The organism is Flavobacterium soyae, from assembly GCF_021245985.1.
GTDB classification, from domain to species: domain Bacteria; phylum Bacteroidota; class Bacteroidia; order Flavobacteriales; family Flavobacteriaceae; genus Flavobacterium; species Flavobacterium soyae.
In genome coordinates, this window is sequence record NZ_JAJQXA010000005.1 from 260,759 (window position 1) to 279,008 (window position 18,250).

General features: G+C 33.6%; 14 protein-coding genes. 1 reads left to right on the top strand and 13 read right to left on the bottom strand.

The annotated features are described in order from the left end of the window. Positions 1–144: 144 nt before the first annotated feature. The 7 genes from LUU93_RS08805 to LUU93_RS08835 form a co-directional block, all read right to left on the bottom strand. Entirely contained in the window at positions 145–1,563 is a 1,419-nt protein-coding gene (locus LUU93_RS08805) for a TolC family protein (protein ID WP_232680441.1), read from the bottom strand. A gap of 122 nt (positions 1,564–1,685) precedes the next feature. Continuing rightward, complete coding sequence (locus LUU93_RS08810; protein WP_232680442.1) at positions 1,686–4,853, bottom strand: efflux RND transporter permease subunit; 3,168 nt, start codon at positions 4,851–4,853, stop codon at positions 1,686–1,688. A 12-nt stretch (positions 4,854–4,865) separates the two neighbouring features. Continuing rightward, on the bottom strand, positions 4,866–6,083 hold the full coding sequence (locus LUU93_RS08815) for an efflux RND transporter periplasmic adaptor subunit (protein ID WP_232680443.1): 1,218 nt from the start codon (positions 6,081–6,083) through the stop codon (positions 4,866–4,868). Between the two features lie 246 nt (positions 6,084–6,329). Then, positions 6,330–6,923 (bottom strand): TetR/AcrR family transcriptional regulator, encoded by a 594-nt coding sequence (locus LUU93_RS08820; protein ID WP_232680444.1) that lies wholly within the window; start codon positions 6,921–6,923, stop codon positions 6,330–6,332. Positions 6,924–7,640: 717 nt separating this feature from the next. Then, positions 7,641–7,982, bottom strand: coding sequence for a hypothetical protein (locus LUU93_RS08825; RefSeq protein ID WP_232680445.1), 342 nt, complete (start codon positions 7,980–7,982; stop codon positions 7,641–7,643). Between the two features lie 126 nt (positions 7,983–8,108). After that, positions 8,109–8,702: a hypothetical protein gene (locus LUU93_RS08830; protein WP_232680446.1), complete on the bottom strand. Its 594-nt coding sequence runs from the start codon at positions 8,700–8,702 to the stop codon at positions 8,109–8,111. Then, a complete protein-coding gene (locus LUU93_RS08835; protein WP_232680447.1) occupies positions 8,702–9,298 on the bottom strand; it encodes a hypothetical protein in 597 nt (198 codons plus the stop codon). Before LUU93_RS08835 ends, LUU93_RS08830 begins: the two co-directional genes overlap by 1 nt. A gap of 290 nt (positions 9,299–9,588) precedes the next feature. On the opposite strand from LUU93_RS08835, the gene LUU93_RS08840 reads away from it, so the two are divergent. After that, positions 9,589–9,822: a hypothetical protein gene (locus tag LUU93_RS08840; RefSeq protein WP_232680448.1), complete on the top strand. Its 234-nt coding sequence runs from the start codon at positions 9,589–9,591 to the stop codon at positions 9,820–9,822. A 91-nt stretch (positions 9,823–9,913) separates the two neighbouring features. Here LUU93_RS08840 and LUU93_RS08845 read toward each other — a convergent pair whose 3' ends face one another. The 6 genes from LUU93_RS08845 to LUU93_RS08870 all read right to left on the bottom strand — a co-directional run bounded on the left by LUU93_RS08845 (position 9,914) and on the right by LUU93_RS08870 (position 18,244). Continuing rightward, positions 9,914–10,333 carry a DUF4359 domain-containing protein gene (locus LUU93_RS08845; RefSeq protein ID WP_232680450.1) on the bottom strand — a complete coding sequence of 140 codons (420 nt, stop codon included), beginning with the start codon at positions 10,331–10,333 and terminating at the stop codon, positions 9,914–9,916. Between the two features lie 76 nt (positions 10,334–10,409). Beyond that, entirely contained in the window at positions 10,410–10,577 is a 168-nt protein-coding gene (locus tag LUU93_RS08850) for a hypothetical protein (protein ID WP_017495593.1), read from the bottom strand. Between the two features lie 277 nt (positions 10,578–10,854). Further along, positions 10,855–11,547 carry a hypothetical protein gene (locus LUU93_RS08855; protein WP_232680454.1) on the bottom strand — a complete coding sequence of 231 codons (693 nt, stop codon included), beginning with the start codon at positions 11,545–11,547 and terminating at the stop codon, positions 10,855–10,857. A 59-nt stretch (positions 11,548–11,606) separates the two neighbouring features. Continuing rightward, positions 11,607–13,487 (bottom strand): SIR2 family NAD-dependent protein deacylase, encoded by a 1,881-nt coding sequence (locus LUU93_RS08860; RefSeq protein ID WP_232680456.1) that lies wholly within the window; start codon positions 13,485–13,487, stop codon positions 11,607–11,609. A gap of 268 nt (positions 13,488–13,755) precedes the next feature. After that, positions 13,756–14,841: an efflux RND transporter periplasmic adaptor subunit gene (locus LUU93_RS08865; protein ID WP_232680458.1), complete on the bottom strand. Its 1,086-nt coding sequence runs from the start codon at positions 14,839–14,841 to the stop codon at positions 13,756–13,758. 112 nt (positions 14,842–14,953) lie between these two features. Further along, positions 14,954–18,244: an efflux RND transporter permease subunit gene (locus LUU93_RS08870; protein WP_232680459.1), complete on the bottom strand. Its 3,291-nt coding sequence runs from the start codon at positions 18,242–18,244 to the stop codon at positions 14,954–14,956. Positions 18,245–18,250 lie beyond the last annotated feature (6 nt).

The window sequence follows — 18,250 nt, forward strand, 5'->3', positions numbered from 1 at the left end:
TTTGTGAAATTCGTGGCAAACAAAAAAACTTCGTGCCTTAGCGTCTTCGCGGCAAATTTTTTAAAAAAACAAAAAACGCCATGAAACCAAAGGTCTCACAGCGTTTTCATCTCAAAAAATAAATAATTAACTGGGTAATGGGTATTATTTCCAGCCTCCGCCCAGAGCGCGGTACAATTCAGTATTGGCTGTAAGTTGTTGTCTTTTTACATCAGCAAGTTCTAGTTCGCTTTGCAATAAATTTGCCTGAGCGGTTAAAACTTCAAGATATTCTGCCATACCATTTTTGAATAATAGATTGGCGTTTTTAATTGCTTGCTGTAATGTTTTTACTTTTTCTTTTAAGAAAGTTTCCTGCTGCTGTAATTTTTCTACTTTAACTAAAGCATCAGAAACTTCGCTTACGGCAACCAAAACAGATTGTCTAAAACTTAAAACCGCTTTTTCTCTTTCTGCAACAGCGATATTATATTGTGTCCTCACTCTTTTGTTGTTCAAAAGAGGCTGTGTTAAACCTCCTGCAACAGTTCCGAATAATGAAGCCGGAATGTTGAACCAATTGCTGGTTTCGAAAGAGTTTACTCCGCCTTGAGCCGTAATTCTTAATGTTGGATATAGATCTGCTTTTGTGATACCGACATTTGCGTTTGCGGCCTTAAGAGCTAATTCAGCACTTTTTACATCAGGTCTTCTGCTTACTAAGGCAGACGGAATTCCAATTGCTGTATTGTTTTTTACTTCAATAGCACTTAACTTAATTGTTCTTTCTTTAGAATTCGGAAAAGAACCTGTTAAAACACTTAAAGCATTTTCCTGTATCGCGATGTTTTGTTCCAATAATGGAATCAATTGCGCTGAGTTTAATTTCTGTGCTTCAGATTGTTGAATCGCTAATGTAGTTACCTGACCAGCATCGTATTTTAATTTGATAATATTGGTTGTACTATCGTTTAGTTTTAGATTTTGTCTGGCAATTTCTAATTGTGCATCCAGCATTAAAAGGTTGTAATATCCTCTTGAAACATTGGCAACAATATTGGTCTGCAATGCTTTTTTAACTTCTGCAGATTGTAAATATCCTGCATAAGCACCTTTTTTCTGATTTCTGATTTTTCCCCAGATATCGGCTTCCCACGAAAGTGAAGCTCCGGCAGAATAATCGTCAATATGTTTCGCACCAATGGCCTGATTTAAGTTCAATCCTGTAAAACTATTGTCTGACGGATTGCTTGTACTTGCATTTACAAATAAATTAACCTGAGGTACATTTCCCCATTTTGATTGTGTAAATCTGTATTGTGCAATTTCAATGTTCTTTTCGGCAATCTGCAAATCGTTGTTTCTCGCAACGGCGCTGTCGATCAATTTGATAATATCTTTTTCGGTAAAGAAGTTTTTCCACTCCACATCAGCAATACTTGTTGTATCACTCGAAGTTGATGCATTCCTGAAATTCTCAGGAAATGCATCTTTTGGAGTTTCAATATCCTTCGAAACTTTACAGGATATTAAGGTCGTGATCAGAATGGCGAAGGTCACGATTTTGGTTATATGATTTTTCATTCTTTCTTTTATTAAATTTCTGTACAAGTATCTTTAGTTTCAAGATCTTTTGAGATTCTGTACGATATATAAGCGATGCCAATTATGATGGCTACTAAAGCTGTGGTTATATAGTTTTCCATTTATTCTTTTTCTTCATTATGGATTACGGCAACTGGTTTTCCAGAAACCTTTTCTTGTAAATGCTGGAAGATGATGAATAAAACAGGAATGATAAACAAACCTAGAATTACTCCTGAAATCATACCTCCGGCAGCACCAATACTAATTGAGTGGTTACCTTGAGCTGATGGTCCTTTTGCGCTCATCATTGGTACTAAACCAACAATAAAGGCAAGAGACGTCATGATAATTGGTCGTAAACGTAATTTTGCAGCATCGATTGAAGCTCTAATTAACGCTTGTCCCGATTTTCTTTTCTGTACGGCAAATTCGACAATCAGAATGGCATTTTTGGCGAGAAGTCCAATCAGCATGACAAGGGCAACTTGTACATAAATGTTGTTCTCAATTCCAGTTAAACCAATAGCTACGAATACTCCAAAAATACCTGCAGGGATTGATAAGATTACTGCCAAAGGCAAAATGTAACTTTCGTACTGTGCAGCAAGTAAGAAATAAACGAATATCAAACACAGTAAGAATATTGTTGCGGATTGTCCTCCGGATGATATCTCCTCACGAGTCTGGCCCGAGAATTCAAACCCGTAACCTGCAGGTAATTGTTGTGCTGCTACTTCTTCAATTGCTTTAATGGCATCTCCTGAACTAAATCCTGGTTTTGGAATGGCATTAATAGAAATTGAGTTAAATAAATTGTATCGTGATGCGGTTTCTGAACCATAAATACGGGTTAGTTTTACTAAAGTATTTATTGGCACCATTTCGCCTGTTCTGTTTTTCACAAATACACGGTCAATTGCTGTTGGATCAGCTCTGTCTTCAATATCGGCCTGAACAACTACACGGTAATATTTACCAAACCTGTTGAAGTCAGATGCCTGCGCGCTACCAAAATAAGCCTGCATAGTCTGCAGAATGTCTTTTACATTTACGCCTAATTGATTTGCTTTCTCATCATTAACTTCCAATTGCAATTGCGGATAATCTGCCTTGAAACTCGTAAAGGCAACTGCAATTTCCGGACGTTTCATTAATTCTCCGATAAAGTTTTGAGAAATTCCACTGAATTTATCCAGTTTTCCTCCCGTTTTATCTTGCAGTACTAAATCTAAAGCCTCAACGTTACTAAATCCGGGAACAGTTGGGAAACTGAATACGAAGAAACTTCCGCCAGAAATAGCACCCAGTTTGCCGCGAACCTGATTCATGATTTCGTCAATGTTTTTTACTTCGCCGCGTTCTTCGTTTGGTTTAAGCAATACGAATACAACCGCAGAAGATGGACTTGTAGAGTTGGTCAATAAGTTAAAACCTGAAATTGCGGTTACAAATCGAGAAGCGTCTAATGCTTTTAAAGTATTCTCAGCTTCGGTCATTACTTTTTGAGTTCCGTCTAATGATGTTCCAGATGGTGTATTTACTGCAATCGCAATAAATCCTTGATCTTCTGTTGGAATAAATCCTGCAGGAGTTGTTTTTACCATTATAACAGTTGCTACAGTAATTAAAGCTAATCCACCCAAACTCAACCATTTTCTTCTGATTAAGAATTTAAGTCCGCCCACATAACGATTTGTCAACGATTCAAAACTGCTGTTAAAAGCGCTGAAGAATTTCTCTTTGAATCCTTTTTTCTCATGAGGCGCATCGTGATCGTGTGCTCCGTGATTATCTTTTAAGAATAATGCCGCAAGCGCCGGACTTAATGTTAAGGCATTTACTGCCGAAATTACAATTGCAATTGCCATAGTAAAGGCAAACTGACGATAGAAAACTCCTGTTGAGCCTTCCATAAAACCAACCGGCAGGAATACAGCAGCCATTACCAGCGTAATCGAGATAATAGCACCCGTTATTTCGTGCATTGCTTCATGGGTTGCGATTTTTGGAGACAAGCGTTTATGCTCCATTTTCGCATGCACCGCTTCGACTACCACAATGGCATCATCGACCACAATACCAATCGCCAGAATTAATGCGAAAAGTGTTAAAAGGTTGATCGAAAATCCGAATAACTGCATGAAGAAGAACGTTCCTAAAATTGCTACAGGTACAGCAATAGCCGGGATTAATGTTGATCTAAAATCTTGCAAGAAGATAAATACCACAATAAATACAAGTATAAAAGCTTCTAGTAATGTATGCTCAACTTGCTCAATAGATTGGTCAAGAGATACTTTTGTACTATAGAAAATATTGTGTTTTATGCCTTTAGGAAAATCTTTAGAAGCCTTTTCCATCATTTTGTTAATGGCAATCTGAATATCATTTGAGTTAGATCCAGCTAACTGAATAACCCCAATTACAATTCCTTTTTTACCATTTAAACGAGTTAAACTGTTATAAGAGTAAGCACCAAGTTCAACTCTCGCTACATCTTTTAAGCGAAGTACTGAGCCATCTGCATTAGAACGTATAGCAATATTTTCATAATCCTCAGGTTTAGTTAATTTCCCTTTGTATTTAATAACGTATTCAAAAACCTCTTTGCTTCGCTCTCCAAATTTACCCGGAGCCGCTTCCAAACTTTTGTCCTGAATAGCGCCCATAACTTCGCTAGGCGTTACTTTGTAAGTTGACATTTGCGTTGGATTTAACCAAACACGCATAGAGTAATCTTTTACACCACCAAAAATACTGGCAGAACCTACACCCGGAATACGTTTTAGTTCTGGAATAATATTAATCTGTGCATAGTTGGCAACAAAAGTCTGATCGTATTTTGCTTCATCATCGGTGTACATACCAATTGCCATGATGAAACTGTTTTGTTGTTTCGCAGTAACAATACCTTGCTGTACAACCTCGGCAGGAAGCTGGCTCGTTGCCTGCGCAACACGGTTTTGTACGTTTACCGCAGCTTGGTCGGCATCAGTTCCCAGTTTAAAGAAAACTGTAATGGCTAAAGTACCGTCGTTACTGGCTGTAGAACTCATATAAGTCATGTTTTCTACACCATTTATAGATTCTTCGATAGAAGGTGCCACAGAACGTAAAACCGTTTCTGCGTTTGCTCCCGGATATACCGCCGTTACCAAAACCGATGGCGGCGCAATATCAGGAAACTGTTGTAAAGGCAGTTTAGTTAAACCAAGTACTCCAAGAATCACCAGTAAAATGGAGATTACGGTTGCAAGTACTGGTCTTTGTATAAATATTTTGAACATTGTTTTTTAGAATTATTTTTTATTAGTTACTTCGGCAACTTTAGTTGATTTTTCCGGCTGAATCGCTTGTCCATCCTGAAGTTTGTCAATACCGCTTAACACGATTTGGTCACCAGTTTTTACACCTTCTTTAATTAAATAATTAGTACCGCTTTTACCCACAATAGTGATAGGCGTTTTAGTTACTTTGTTGTCTTTACCTACGCTGAAAACAAATACTTTATCCTGCATTTCAACTGTAGCCGACTGTGGAACTAAAATCGCATCGTCGTGGTTTAATCCTAAACGGATTCTTCCTGTGTTTCCAGAACGTAATGTTCCGTTTGCATTTGGGAAAGTTGCTCTAATCGTGATAGCTCCAGTAGTTTTATCAAACTGACCGTCAACCATATCGATTTTTCCCGTTTGAGGATAAACGTTGTTATCAGCCAAAATCAAAGTAACCGGAGGTAATTTTTTGATTTTGTCACCAAGAGAACTTCCTTTATATTGCTCTTTAAAGTTGATGAAATCAGTTTCACCCAAAGAGAAATAAGCAAATACTTCGTGAACGTCTGATAAAGTGGTTAAAGCTTCAACATCAGAAGCAGAAACTAAACTTCCTTGTTTTTTAGGAAGTCTTCCAATGTATCCGCTCACTGGAGCTGTAACATTAGTGTATCCTAAATTAATTTTAGCAGAACCTACCATTGCTTTTGCCTGTTCGATATTTGCAGCAGCAATTTTTTGAGAAGCTTTAGCTGTTTTTAACTGATAATCAGAAACTACTTTGTTTTGTACTAAAGGAGTCAATTTATCTACTTCTAAATTAGCGTTGATTAAAGCCGCTTCAGCTGCGTGAAGACTTGCTAAAGCATTGTTTAACTGCTCACGGTATGGACGTTCGTTTATTTTAAATAAAGTTTGTCCTTTGCTTACATAAGCACCTTCGTCAACAAAAATTCTGTCAAGGTTTCCGCTTACCTGCGGACGAATTTCAACATCTACAGTTCCTTGTATAGCAGCTGGATATTCAGCATCAGTAGTTGTATTTGCACTTGTTATAGCCAACACAGGTAAAACCGGAGGTGGTGGAGCAGTAGGTGCCTGATTTTTGTCGCCACAGCTGCTTAATACTAGGGCCAGAATAAAACTGGTTATAATTACATTTTTCATTTTCATAGTGGTTTTAATTGGTTGAACATTTTCTCGGATTAAATTTTTAGGTATTCTGGAATTCTCGGGATTCATATCTAATTAAATTAAATTATCTAACATTGTTAAGTAAATGTGCGCAGACTTTCATACTTTAAGCTTTTTCAATTCTATTCTAAATCATTATTAAAATATTTAACAGCGTTAAGCAAAAGTCTAAAAAAAGAGTTTTTATTACTCTATTAAATTTTCTAACAGTGTTAAGTTAAGGTTATAAAAAAAAGGATTTTATATTATCCAATTAAATTATTTTACACTGTTAAGTAAAAATTGAAAAAAAATCTATTGTATTGATTTGATGATACCGCCAATGGCATCTTTCAAAATTTGAGCATTTATTGTTTCTAAAATATCACTTTTGTTAATGATATTGATGGCGATTAAACCATGAATAACAGAAAAGAAAGTAAAATATTTTTGTTTAATGATATCTTCACTCGGATTGCTGTCTTTCATTACTTCAGCAATTACCTGAGTAAATAATCTGTAAGGTCCCTCCTGAGCCGAACATCGCTGTGCGCAGCAGGTCATTTGAACACCAAACATTAGCTGGTACATTTCAGTATTTGTAAAAGCGAAGTCCCAGTAAGTCATCCACATGGCTTCTAATTGATCTTCCGGTTTTTCAAACTTATCTATCGCAATTTGCAGTTCTTTAGTCAGTTTAATAAAACCTTTACCTGTCAATTCTTCAAGTATTGCTTCCTTATTCGAAAAGTATTCATAAATAATAGGAGCAGTATATTCGATTCTGTCGGCAATTTTACGCATACTCAAACCATTCCAGCCTTCATCTTTTACGATATCATAAGCAGCACCAAGAATGTTATTTCTTGTTTCTTCTTTTTGTCTTAAAATTCGATCTTTGCTAGCCATTATATTCGAGTATTAAATTGTTTAACACTGTTAGGCAAATGTATGGCGGTTTTTCTAATTATGAAATAATTTTGTCATAATATTTTCTTATCGTGTTATAGATTGATCTAAAAATGCTTGCGAAGTCCTTATTTTATTGATGTTTGTAATCCTGTAATTTTTTTAAGTAGCAGATAAATTTGTGTTTTTAAGACCATTTGTCCCGCTCCTCACTATATCTTTTTTGTCCCGATAGCTATCGGGACCACCACAAAAGGATGCCGTTCCGATCAGGGCTAGGCGAGAAGGTATATTTTTTCATTAGAAAACAAAAATACAAATGATATAATTATGTGTAAACCGGATTGAAATCCGTTCTTAATATCAACTGGACTGAAGTCCAGCCCTACAATATTGATCGAGCCGCTGGCTCTTTTTCATAGAAATCAAAATGACAAACAACGAGGTAAAAGATTGCATAATAAGAATTGATTAAAATTCCATTAAAAGAAAATTCCGAAGGAATGACCCATATTGTAGGGCTGGACTTCAGTCCAGTTTAAAAATGTATAAATTCCGCAATCTAAATGGCTAATCTTTGTCGAGTTACTAGTGCGATTTCTCCTTACGTCGAAATGACAAACAGCACGCTAAAAAAAAACGCCACAATGTTGTCAGGCTGAGCAAAGTCGAAGGCCCGCCATCATAATCGACAATTTTTAGAGCTTTTAAGTAAAATCAGCTTATCGACATATGTTTACTGAAATATGCAATTGCCATTTCTATAATTTCGTCTTTGGTTGTAAAACTATATTTTGCACCGCTTTCTAAAGTATAGTGATCGCCAATATTTGGAAAATATTCTTTTCCATTTGCGTGAAATGAATTTACAACAGTAAGCCAGCGATTGCGCTCGTGATCTTTGAAGGAATAAATATGTTTTTCTGAAGTAATAAAGTTAGTTCCGTTATTAACATCAAGTATAGAAGTAAATTTACTTTTTAGGAAACTACCATGAATAGAGATATTTGAATTGAATTTTTTTGACAATAATTCGGTTAATTTTTGTGTATTGGGCATATAAAATCTTTTAAATTTTGGTGTAGTATTGTAAATATAAGACTGTGGTTTTTACTTACTATACCCTTAAAAGTTTTTATTATGATAAAATAAGGTTTTTTTTGAGTATCAACAGAAAAAGTATTTTTAATTCTCAATTCTCTTAGTTTTGGCAAATATTTTTATTTGATTTTTTGCCAGATAATATATTCCAACAAAAAACAAAAAGAATACTATTTTCATTAAAAGAGCAAGGAAAAAGTTAGAAGGATAAATATCCAAATCACGATACATTGTCCACGAGCTTGGCAAATAATCACGATGGAAACTAGTAATAAAAATAATAAATTGTTCAATTGAAACAATAAGTAAAAAGCTGAATACGATTCTCAATAAAGCATTTTTGCTGACTTTTTTAAACCGCAGTAATTGTGTAAGAGCAAACCATAAAATAGGCTGTGTCCAATATCCAATCCAATATTTTCCGAACATTCTGTTTAGCATATCGCTTTTTTCTTCTGGATTACTTTCTGCATAAAAAACAAAAAATCCAATTATCCAGACAGCAAAATAAATTACGCCAGCCAAAGAAATAAATTTAACAGCTTCTTCATCTATTTTGTACAGAATAGGTTTCTTTATAAAAATTGAAACAATTAAATATAGAATTGAATATAAACCAAAGGCTGTAAAAAAGTCTACCGTTATTATTTGAAGAAGTAATAGAATGTTTTCTCTCATTATTTTTTCGTTCTGTCTTTAGCCAAACGGTTTTTACTTTTGGAATAACCAGCTTCTTCTACATTAAAAGAATCTAGAATTCTATTCATTCTTTCGGTATATTGTTTTTCTTTACTGGCTTCTGTCCATGACATGATTTGATAGTATCGGTCTTTTCCCTGTACAATTGCAAATCGATAAAAAACGTTAAAACCGTCAGTGATTCCAGATACTGAAAAAACAATAGCACTTGAGGAATTAATTTTCTTTTTCTGTACATCGTAGAGCTTAAAATCTTTTAAACCGGATTTTTTTAAATTATTCAAAGTAGCATTGTAATACCCATCGAGATCTGGTGTTGTGTTTAATAAATTATTTTCAATAGCATTTACAAAATCAGTTTTTAATTCATCTATTACAATAACATAAAATTCGTCAAACTGATTCTGTAATTGTAAAGAAGCTTCATCATTCAATTCTGTCGTAACACCAAGATTTTCCGGGACAGATATTGAATATTTATTTTCGACTGTTTTCTTTTCAAATTTTTCATTCGAATGATTCTGATCGCATGAAGAAAGAACTACAAGAAATAGTAAAGCAATAATTTTTTTCATAAGGTATTTTATGGTTTTTAGCTGATGTAATATTAACCCAAAATCATATAATGGGCAACTCTTATATAATTTATTATATTTGAATAAGTGTGTTATTTTATTGTAGGAAAAATATTAAAAATGTAAAATTTTCATATATTTGTTTTTCCTAAATATTACGACTTTGAAATTGATAAAGATTTGCCCTTGTATTATGTGTACGGTATCGGAAACGACCGTAAAACGCTGTCGTAAGCGTTTAGGAGCACTAACATGCAAGGGTTTTTATATTCCTAAATATTACGACAATTATGAGTACAAACACATTTTCAAAAGAAGCTGAAACAAGACTTCTAAATTTCTTCAACACTAAAATTGATCCGCAAGAAATGGCCAAAGCAATAAGGCAGGTAAATTATATCCTTGCTTTAGGCGTTATGCGAGAACATGAAACTCTTCAAAACGGAATTGATAATTTAGAAAACAGCTTTTTTTGGCTGAATGAATTGGCTGAGGTTTTGAATCCTTATTTGGAGAAGGAATAAATTTTAAAAAAAACCTCGATTTGAAAAAATCGAGGTTTTAGTTCTTTGTTCACTACTTTGTTGGCACGGATTGCAAATCCGCGTTATTGGGCTATTCTGTAGCTATTGTGTCTACACTGACAGCCATAGTATCAACTGCTTCTAAAGTATTTTCATAGCTGTTTATTTCATCATTATTAAATGCTTTATTTACTTTTTCAGAAAGAAAAACATTTCCAAATAGACCATATCCAATACTTTTACTTTTGCCTTGCCATGTAATTTTAGTAATTGAAAATAGTATATAATTGTCTCTAGTTACAGAATTCTCAATTAACTTTTCTGCCAAAGAACTTCCAAACAAAATTCCTAATTTTTCCATATCAGAACCATTTTCTGAGATAGAATTCTGAACAACTTGATTTATTACTGATTTTACAGCTTGTTTATGTTCTTCACTACTTGGATTAGTTAAAACTGCTGCCAAAATGATAACAGCAAAAACTATAAGTATAATTTTCGATTTTTTCATAATATTTTATTTGGTTTTCATTTTCCAGTAAATAAGACTTCCATTTCTGGAAGTCTTAAAAATAAACAATAAGCTGTTAAGCATATCGGATTAACTTCCATGTTACAGCTTTGTTGTTGTAAGGAGGAAATTGATTACCTTTTGCTAAAGGTATAGTTGTTGATGGAGATGATTGTGCCTCCCACACTCCTGATTCAGGACATGTTTCACCGGTCTTGCCAGTTGTTCCTAATGGTAATGCCATAATTTAATAATTAAGGGTTAATAATTGGTAAACTTAAAACCAATCATTATCTAATTATTACGGAAAACCTTTTTTAAATTATTTTATAAGATAATTTAATTTTAGTTAGATTATTCGCCGTTTTTGAGTTCAAGTAAAATGCATTCCTTACTTTGCGGGCACGGATTGCAAATCCGCGCTATCGGGTGGTAATTTGTGTCGTTTTTTATTCATATCTCTATAAAATAATTTTCTGAAGTAATTTACAATATTGTAATAAGAAAATTTATAACATTTCTTATATTCTATGAGCTGTTTTTACAAAAAATACTTCTGTATTTTTTTCGTAATAAAATACTAATCTTAGTTTTTCTTTTTCATTTATTTCAATTTCAGAATAAGAAGTTAATTCATCAACAATAGTAATGTTTCCTAAAAAAAAGGTTTTAATTATTTTAAATAGAAGCTCTTTAGGATGCTCAATATCATTAATTTCTTTGCTTGTTGATAATGGTTTACCTTCAAAACTAAAATGTTTGTAGCAATGAAATATTCCACCTATGAAATCAAAACCACCATTTTTGTTAGCTTTTATATCACGATATAAATCTATCCTAAGAAGTTTTTCATTTATTTTGCCATTAATTACTTCAATTGCATAACAAAATTGTTCCGTTCGCAAAGTTTCAATAAATCTTTCCAAATCAAACCAAGGTTCTAAATCATATATAGCTTCAATTACATCTTTAGCATCACCTGTTCCAAATTTTTTTGGAAATTTGGTACTTGCAATTCTAAGATTTCTTTCTATAATTGCTTTAAACATGTTTGTTGGAACTAAATAGTATGTCCGTCCAGCAATTTCAATTGTTGCATAATTATTTATTGCTATACCAGTTTTTGCATGATTTTTCTTTTCATGATCCATTAATAATAAAGATTTATGTTTTATAAAATCTCGTATTATTAGATATTCACCAATTTTTAACATATTATTTAAAAGTTTCTGTTGTAGTAATTCAATTTTAATGTTTTAATTCTTTATTTATGCTATATGATATTCTTATCGTCGGCATATCTAAAATGAATTAATTCACTTCTACTTTTTAATAATATATTTTTTGTTTTAGATAATTGTAAATCTTTTAAATTTTCAATGTAGCCATCATGTATAGAAGTGTGTAAATAGCCCAAATCAAATTGTTTATCATATAAATCAATTATTGTTTTTTTATTACTAGCCCATGTCAGAAATAAATTCCCTTCATCAATACTAATTAACTGTTCAAAATTTTTTTGACCTTCAATACCAAAAGATTCACCCAAAAAATGCTCTGAAAACGATGTTTTATCAATATACGCTAATATATTTTTAATCAGTTTTTCAAATTTTTTTTCAAGGTTAATTTTTGAAAATTTTAAATTAAAATGTTTTTCTATTTTCTTAAGATCTTCAAAATATTTAAGTAACAATTTAGCATCTAATGCATCGTCTTCAAATTTGATTTTCGGTATGTAATTGTAAAAGATTTCATTTTCCTTATAAATTTTGAACTTCTGACCAGAAATAATTTTATAGAGCATTTCATAGAATTTAAAACCGGAATTAGTTGATCTTATCTGTTCGCTAGGAAAAATTTCTAAATTATATTTTGTTGAATCTTTTTCTGTTTGAAATTCAATTTTTATAATAACTGTAAAATCTTCAAGTTGAATTTTTAAATGCCCCTCATTTTCACTTGGAGAAATAACAAACAATTTGAAAGGATAGTTATCAATTTCAAAACCATCTTCAAAAATAATATGCATATTAAAATCAAAAACAGGTAGTTTCTTTATTATAAGATTTTGAATGTCTTCTTCAGTTTTAAAGCGAAAACCTTTAAAGAACATATTAAATTCTTTTAAAGAGTTTTTGTCTAAATATACATCTTCAAAATTTTTACCTTTAATTGAAGCCAGAATATTCATTGATTCTTCACTTGTTGGCATCTCAAATTTAACTTCAATTTTATGATCACTAATTTCGTTCGTAGATTTTATATCTCCAATTTCTATCCTTTTATCTTTTTGACTTAACGTAACATTAATTTGATTTGCATTTGCAAAATCCAAAGCTGTTCCAGCAACACCAACTCCTTTTGTTAAATTTGGAAAATAATTTAATCTTAAATCTTCATATATCTCATTGATAAAATTTTCACCCGTTGATTCAATATATTCAATTCCTATTCTTTGAAAATATTTTAATTTAGCTGGAGGTATAGATGGTGATACAAAGAAAATTTCTTTTCTATTATGACCCAATTCTTGTATAATTTTATCGAGTAAAACATTGATATTAGAATCTTCCATTCCATATCCAATAAATAATATATGATTCGATGCAAGTCTATCTTTTATTGCATTCCAAAACACACTATCTTCCTTAGATTTAGAAAAATAGTTATTATAGTCAGTAGTTGTTAAGATGATGTTTTCTGTATCAGATAGATCAGAATGTATTTTAAAAAGTAATTGTTTTTTAGGATCAACAATTGTGTAATCAGCACTTTTTCGAATGACTTCAATATTATTATTTGTCGATTCAATCAATGTGTCATAATTAGTAGTTATAATATTTTTAAAGTGTGGAATTCTGGCTAATAATTGATGAGTTTCGGTTGATAGAGGAATTTTTTGAAACTCTTTTTTTAAAGTTGAAAATAAATAATTTTTATTTCCTCCTTTTATATTACAAATTTCTTCAGCTAATTTTGATAGATCATAATTTAATGTAATGTCTTTTTTTAATTCTTCTGTGAGACCATTATGTAAAATTTCTGCAAGTTTTGCTCCAGATGGACAGCCAGCATACATAGACATTCCAGCTCCTACAAATAATACAACTTCTTCATTTCTGATAAGTTCAAAAATCCTCTCTTTTGCCATTTACTTTTAAGTTTAAGATACTTGACCAATTTAAAAATAATATTCCATTAATAAGATTATATTTATATATAAAACTCACAGAAAATACATCTCAAAATTAAAAGATGAAAAAGAGAAGACTAAACAAAAAAAGGACGGCACTATATCAAGTACCGTCCTTCAAGGCAAATTTTAGATTTGCATTTTAAAATCAGTAACAATTTTAAAATGCCGCATTCAAGAATGCGTACAGTTTTTGGTAATCACTAAATTGAAGACTAAACGCAGGTTATTCGTTTATGATATCGCCTTCCTTAGTTTCTTCGCTGGCAATTTTTACCAGTTTATCTTTAAGGCTTAAATCTCCGAAAATTTCGATTTTATCGTCGATTTCTCTTCCTTTTTTAATGTCAACTCTATTTGCTTTATGGTTCACAACTCTAATTACAAATAAACCTTCAGCAGAATTCACTACTGCCGATTTCGGAACCACAAATGTGCTGTCTTTCGCATTAAGCGGCAATAAAACTTCGGCAACCATTCCAGGTAATAAGTCTTTTTTGGTATTCACAACATCCATTTCAACACGCTCAGAACGTAATTTTAAATCTAAAGCACCAGACATTCTGGTAATTTTAGCTTTAAAAGTTTCAGGCAATGATTTTACATTAAAACTCATTTCGTCGCCTTCGTGTAAATATCCTGTATACAATTCCGGAATAGAAACCGCCAAACGTAACTTATCTTGCTGTTGAATCGTCAATAAAGGCAAATCTGAACCTTTTCCTGCCGGACCAACAAATGTTCCTAAATTCACGTTTCTTGCCGCCACAACGCCATCAAACGGAGCGCGAATCTCCAAATAACCTCTTATAATCGAAACTTCTTTATGAGCTGCAATTGCGGCTTGGTATTGTGCATAATCAGAATTCTTTTTTCCGCTTGCCATTTCTAAATCATTTTTAGAAATCGTTCCTTCAACTTTACTTGTTTCATACAAACGGTTGTAAGTGCTTTTGCTGGTGGCATAAATCGCTTCCATCGATTTTAATCTCGATTCGGCTGCAGCCAGCTGCGAACTGATTTCAGGAGCTTCTAAAACCACTAAAAGCTGTCCTTTTTTTACTTTAGAACCAATATCAACTTTTAATGTTTTTACGAAACTGCTCACTTTTGCATACAAATCTACTTGTTGAAAACCAGTTAATTCGGCTGGTAAACGCAATTCTGTTGTTAATTTTTCTTTCGCTAAAAGGAAAGTTTCAACTTTAGGTTCGATTTCTGCTTTCGCAGTTTCTTCTTTTTTCTTTTCACAGCTGCTTAGTGCCACTAAAGCTGTAAACAATATTGCGATTGATTTTATATTATTTTTCATTTTTTGGTTTTATATAAATATGTTTTATAAGTATACGGAAAGTATAAAAGTTTATCGAAGTGTTTTCGCGACGATTGTAACTTTCGACTTTCAACTTTACGACTTTATAACTTTACGACTTTATAACTTTCGACTTACTTATTGATGAGATATAATGGATGCTTTCTTCGTCTTCAGGATCTAAAGAAACAGATTGTGTCGATGTTTTTTCTTGTGCCCAGGCAAAAATCTGAGGAAGAATTAATAATACGGCAAAAGTAGAAAATAATAATCCGCCAATAACCGCTCTTCCTAACGGAGAAACCTGATCGCCGCCTTCACCGTGTCCAATTGCCATAGGTAACATTCCCGCAATCATCGCCACAGATGTCATGATAATAGGACGAAGACGCAGCGCCGCAGCTTCGCGCGCAGATTCTAACGCATTCCCGTTTCGTTTACGCAATTGTTCGGCATTCGTGACCAGCAAAACGGCATTGGCAATCGAAACCCCAACCGACATAATGATTCCCATATACGATTGTAAATTTAACGTAGAACCTGTAAGCGTAAGCATTAATAAAGCTCCTAAAACAACCGCAGGAACCGTCGTTAAAATTACCAATGAAACTTTGAACGACTGGAAATTAGCGGCTAACATTAAGAAGATTACAAAAACGGCAACCAATAATCCTGTTTGTAAACTACTTAATGTTTCGCTCAATACAGTACTTAACCCAATTGGCGAAATGAACAAACCACGAGGTAATTCGCCTAAAGAACTAATTGTTTTGCCCACATCTTTTGTAGCCGTACCTAAATCGGTCTGGTTGATGTTTGCCGTAACAGTAATGTAAGGCATAGCCCCTAAATTGTCATTTTCACCACTTACAAATGTGGGTGTAATTTTTGCAACGTCACTCAAAACCGGACGAATCGAGTTTCTTAATACCGGAATTTCTCCAATATCAGTTTTGCTTTTCATTTTATTCAAAGGAACCTGAACCTGAACGTTATATGATAATCCCGCTTTTTCATCGACCCACGTATTTTTTTCGGTATATCTTGATGATGAAGTCGAAGCAATAAGCGAACGTGAAATATCATTCATATCAACGCCTAATTCTGCCGCACGGGTTCTGTCAATATCAATATTCATTGCCGGATAATGAATTGGCTGACCAATTTGTACATCTCTGAAATACGAAATCGCTTTTAGTTTATCAATAATTTGATTGGCGTATAATTCATTTCGTTTTTTGTCTTTTCCTGCAATTCGAATTTCGATTGGAGTAGGAGAACCCTGGCTTAAAACTTTATCTGTCAATTCGATTGGTTCAAAAGAAACTTTAGTATTGGGCAGTACTTTTTTCAGTCTTGCTCTAAAATCATCTTTAAACTCATCCATATCAACATGATATTCCTTTAAACTTACTTGGAAAACAGCTTCATGCGAACCCGCCATGAATAAATAAATCGGATTAATCGAGAATAGAGAAGGGTGCTGACCCACATAAACAGAAGATATTCCGATATGTTCCTGACCAACCATTTTTTTCAATTCTTTTAAAACGATTATAGCCTGTTCTTCTGTTCTTTCTAAACGTGTTCCGTCTGGAGCACGAAGCCTTAACTGAAACTGACTTGAATTGGTTTTTGGGAATACATCTTTTCCAATAAAACCAATAAATACAATGGCTAAAGCAGTAGCAGAAACCAGATATATAATACTTGTCGCTTTTTTGTATGGAAACAAACGGTCTAAAGTTCTCATAAAACGAACCCTGAATCTTTCAAAAAGACTCAATTTTCCGTCATTATTAAAATCTTCTCTTTCAACCATTACTTTTTTCTGGCTGATTAAATCTTTTTCAGATTCCGGAGTTAACCCGCAGTCTCTAAATTCAGCTTCATCATCTGTAATTTCTGGGCCATGTTCGTGTTTTTCATGTCCTTTCATTATCCAGTTTGCCATTACAGGAACAAAAGTCTGAGACAATAAAAACGAAATAACCATCGAAAACCCAATTGCTAAAGCCAAAGGAAGAAACAGCGCTCCCGGAATACCAACCATAGTAAATGCCGGCGCAAACACAGCCAGGATACAAAGCAAGATCAATAATTTAGGCAGAGCAATTTCCTGACACGCATCCCAAATGGCGAGTGCCTTTGGTTTTCCCATGTCGAGGTGCTGGTGAATATTTTCGATCGTAACCGTACTTTCATCCACCAAAATACCAATGGCAAGAGCCAATCCGGATAAAGACATTAAGTTGATCGTTTGCCCGAATAATTTCAAGAATAAAACTCCTGAAATAATAGAAATTGGAATCGTTAAGATTACAATTAATGCCGCACGTTTATCTCCCAGGAATAATAAAACCATTAATCCCGTTAAAACCGCACCAATAATTCCCTCAGTAATTAAACTTTTAACCGAATTGATTACATAAACTGACTGGTCAAATTCATACGTAATGTTTACATCTTCAGGAAGTGTACTTTGAATTTTAGGAAGTTCGGCTTTTAATTTCTGAACCACATCCCAGGTCGAAGCGTCTCCCGCTTTTGCAATGCTGATATAAACCGAACGTTTTCCGTTTACTAAAGCGTAACCTGCTGTAATATCGGCACCGTCTTTTACAGAAGCAACATCGCCTAATTTTAGATTTTGAACACCGCCTTTAAATAACGGAATCTGTTCAAAATCCTTCACTTCTTTAATTGTATTATTAGTTGGCGTAATATAGTTTTTGTCGCCCATACGAACGTTTCCTGATGGAGCCGTTTGGTTGTTTAAACGAATCGCTTCAACAACTTGATCCGGCGTCATATTATGCGAACGCAATAAATCAGGGTCTACGTTAACCTCAATTGTTCTTGGGCTTCCGCCAAAGGGAGCCGGCGATAACAAACCGGGAATCGAAGTAAACGAAGCACGAACATAAACGTTGGCTAAATCCTGTAATTCGTTATTTGACCTAATTTTACTGCTCAAAACCAATTGACCAATTGGCAGTGAAGAAGCATCAAAACGAATGATAAACGGAGGTTGTGTTCCTGGTGGAAAAACCGCCTGAATTCTGTTTGAAAGCGCACTTAACTCGGCAGCAGCCTGAGCCATATTTGTACCTTCATAATAGGTTAATTTCATAATCATTAACCCCTGAATATTTTTGGTTTCTACCGATTTTATACCATTCGAGAAAGGTAAAACATTCACGTAGTTTTTAGCAAAATAAGCCTCCATCTGGTCTGGCGTATAACCTCCAAACGGATGCGCAATATAAATAACCGGCAAATTCATTTTTGGCAGAATATCTACCTTAATGTCTTTGATGGCACCAATTCCGAAGAAAAATAGACCCGCAACCAATACTAATATGGAAATGGGTTTGCGGAGTGCAAAACGTATTAAATTCATTAGACG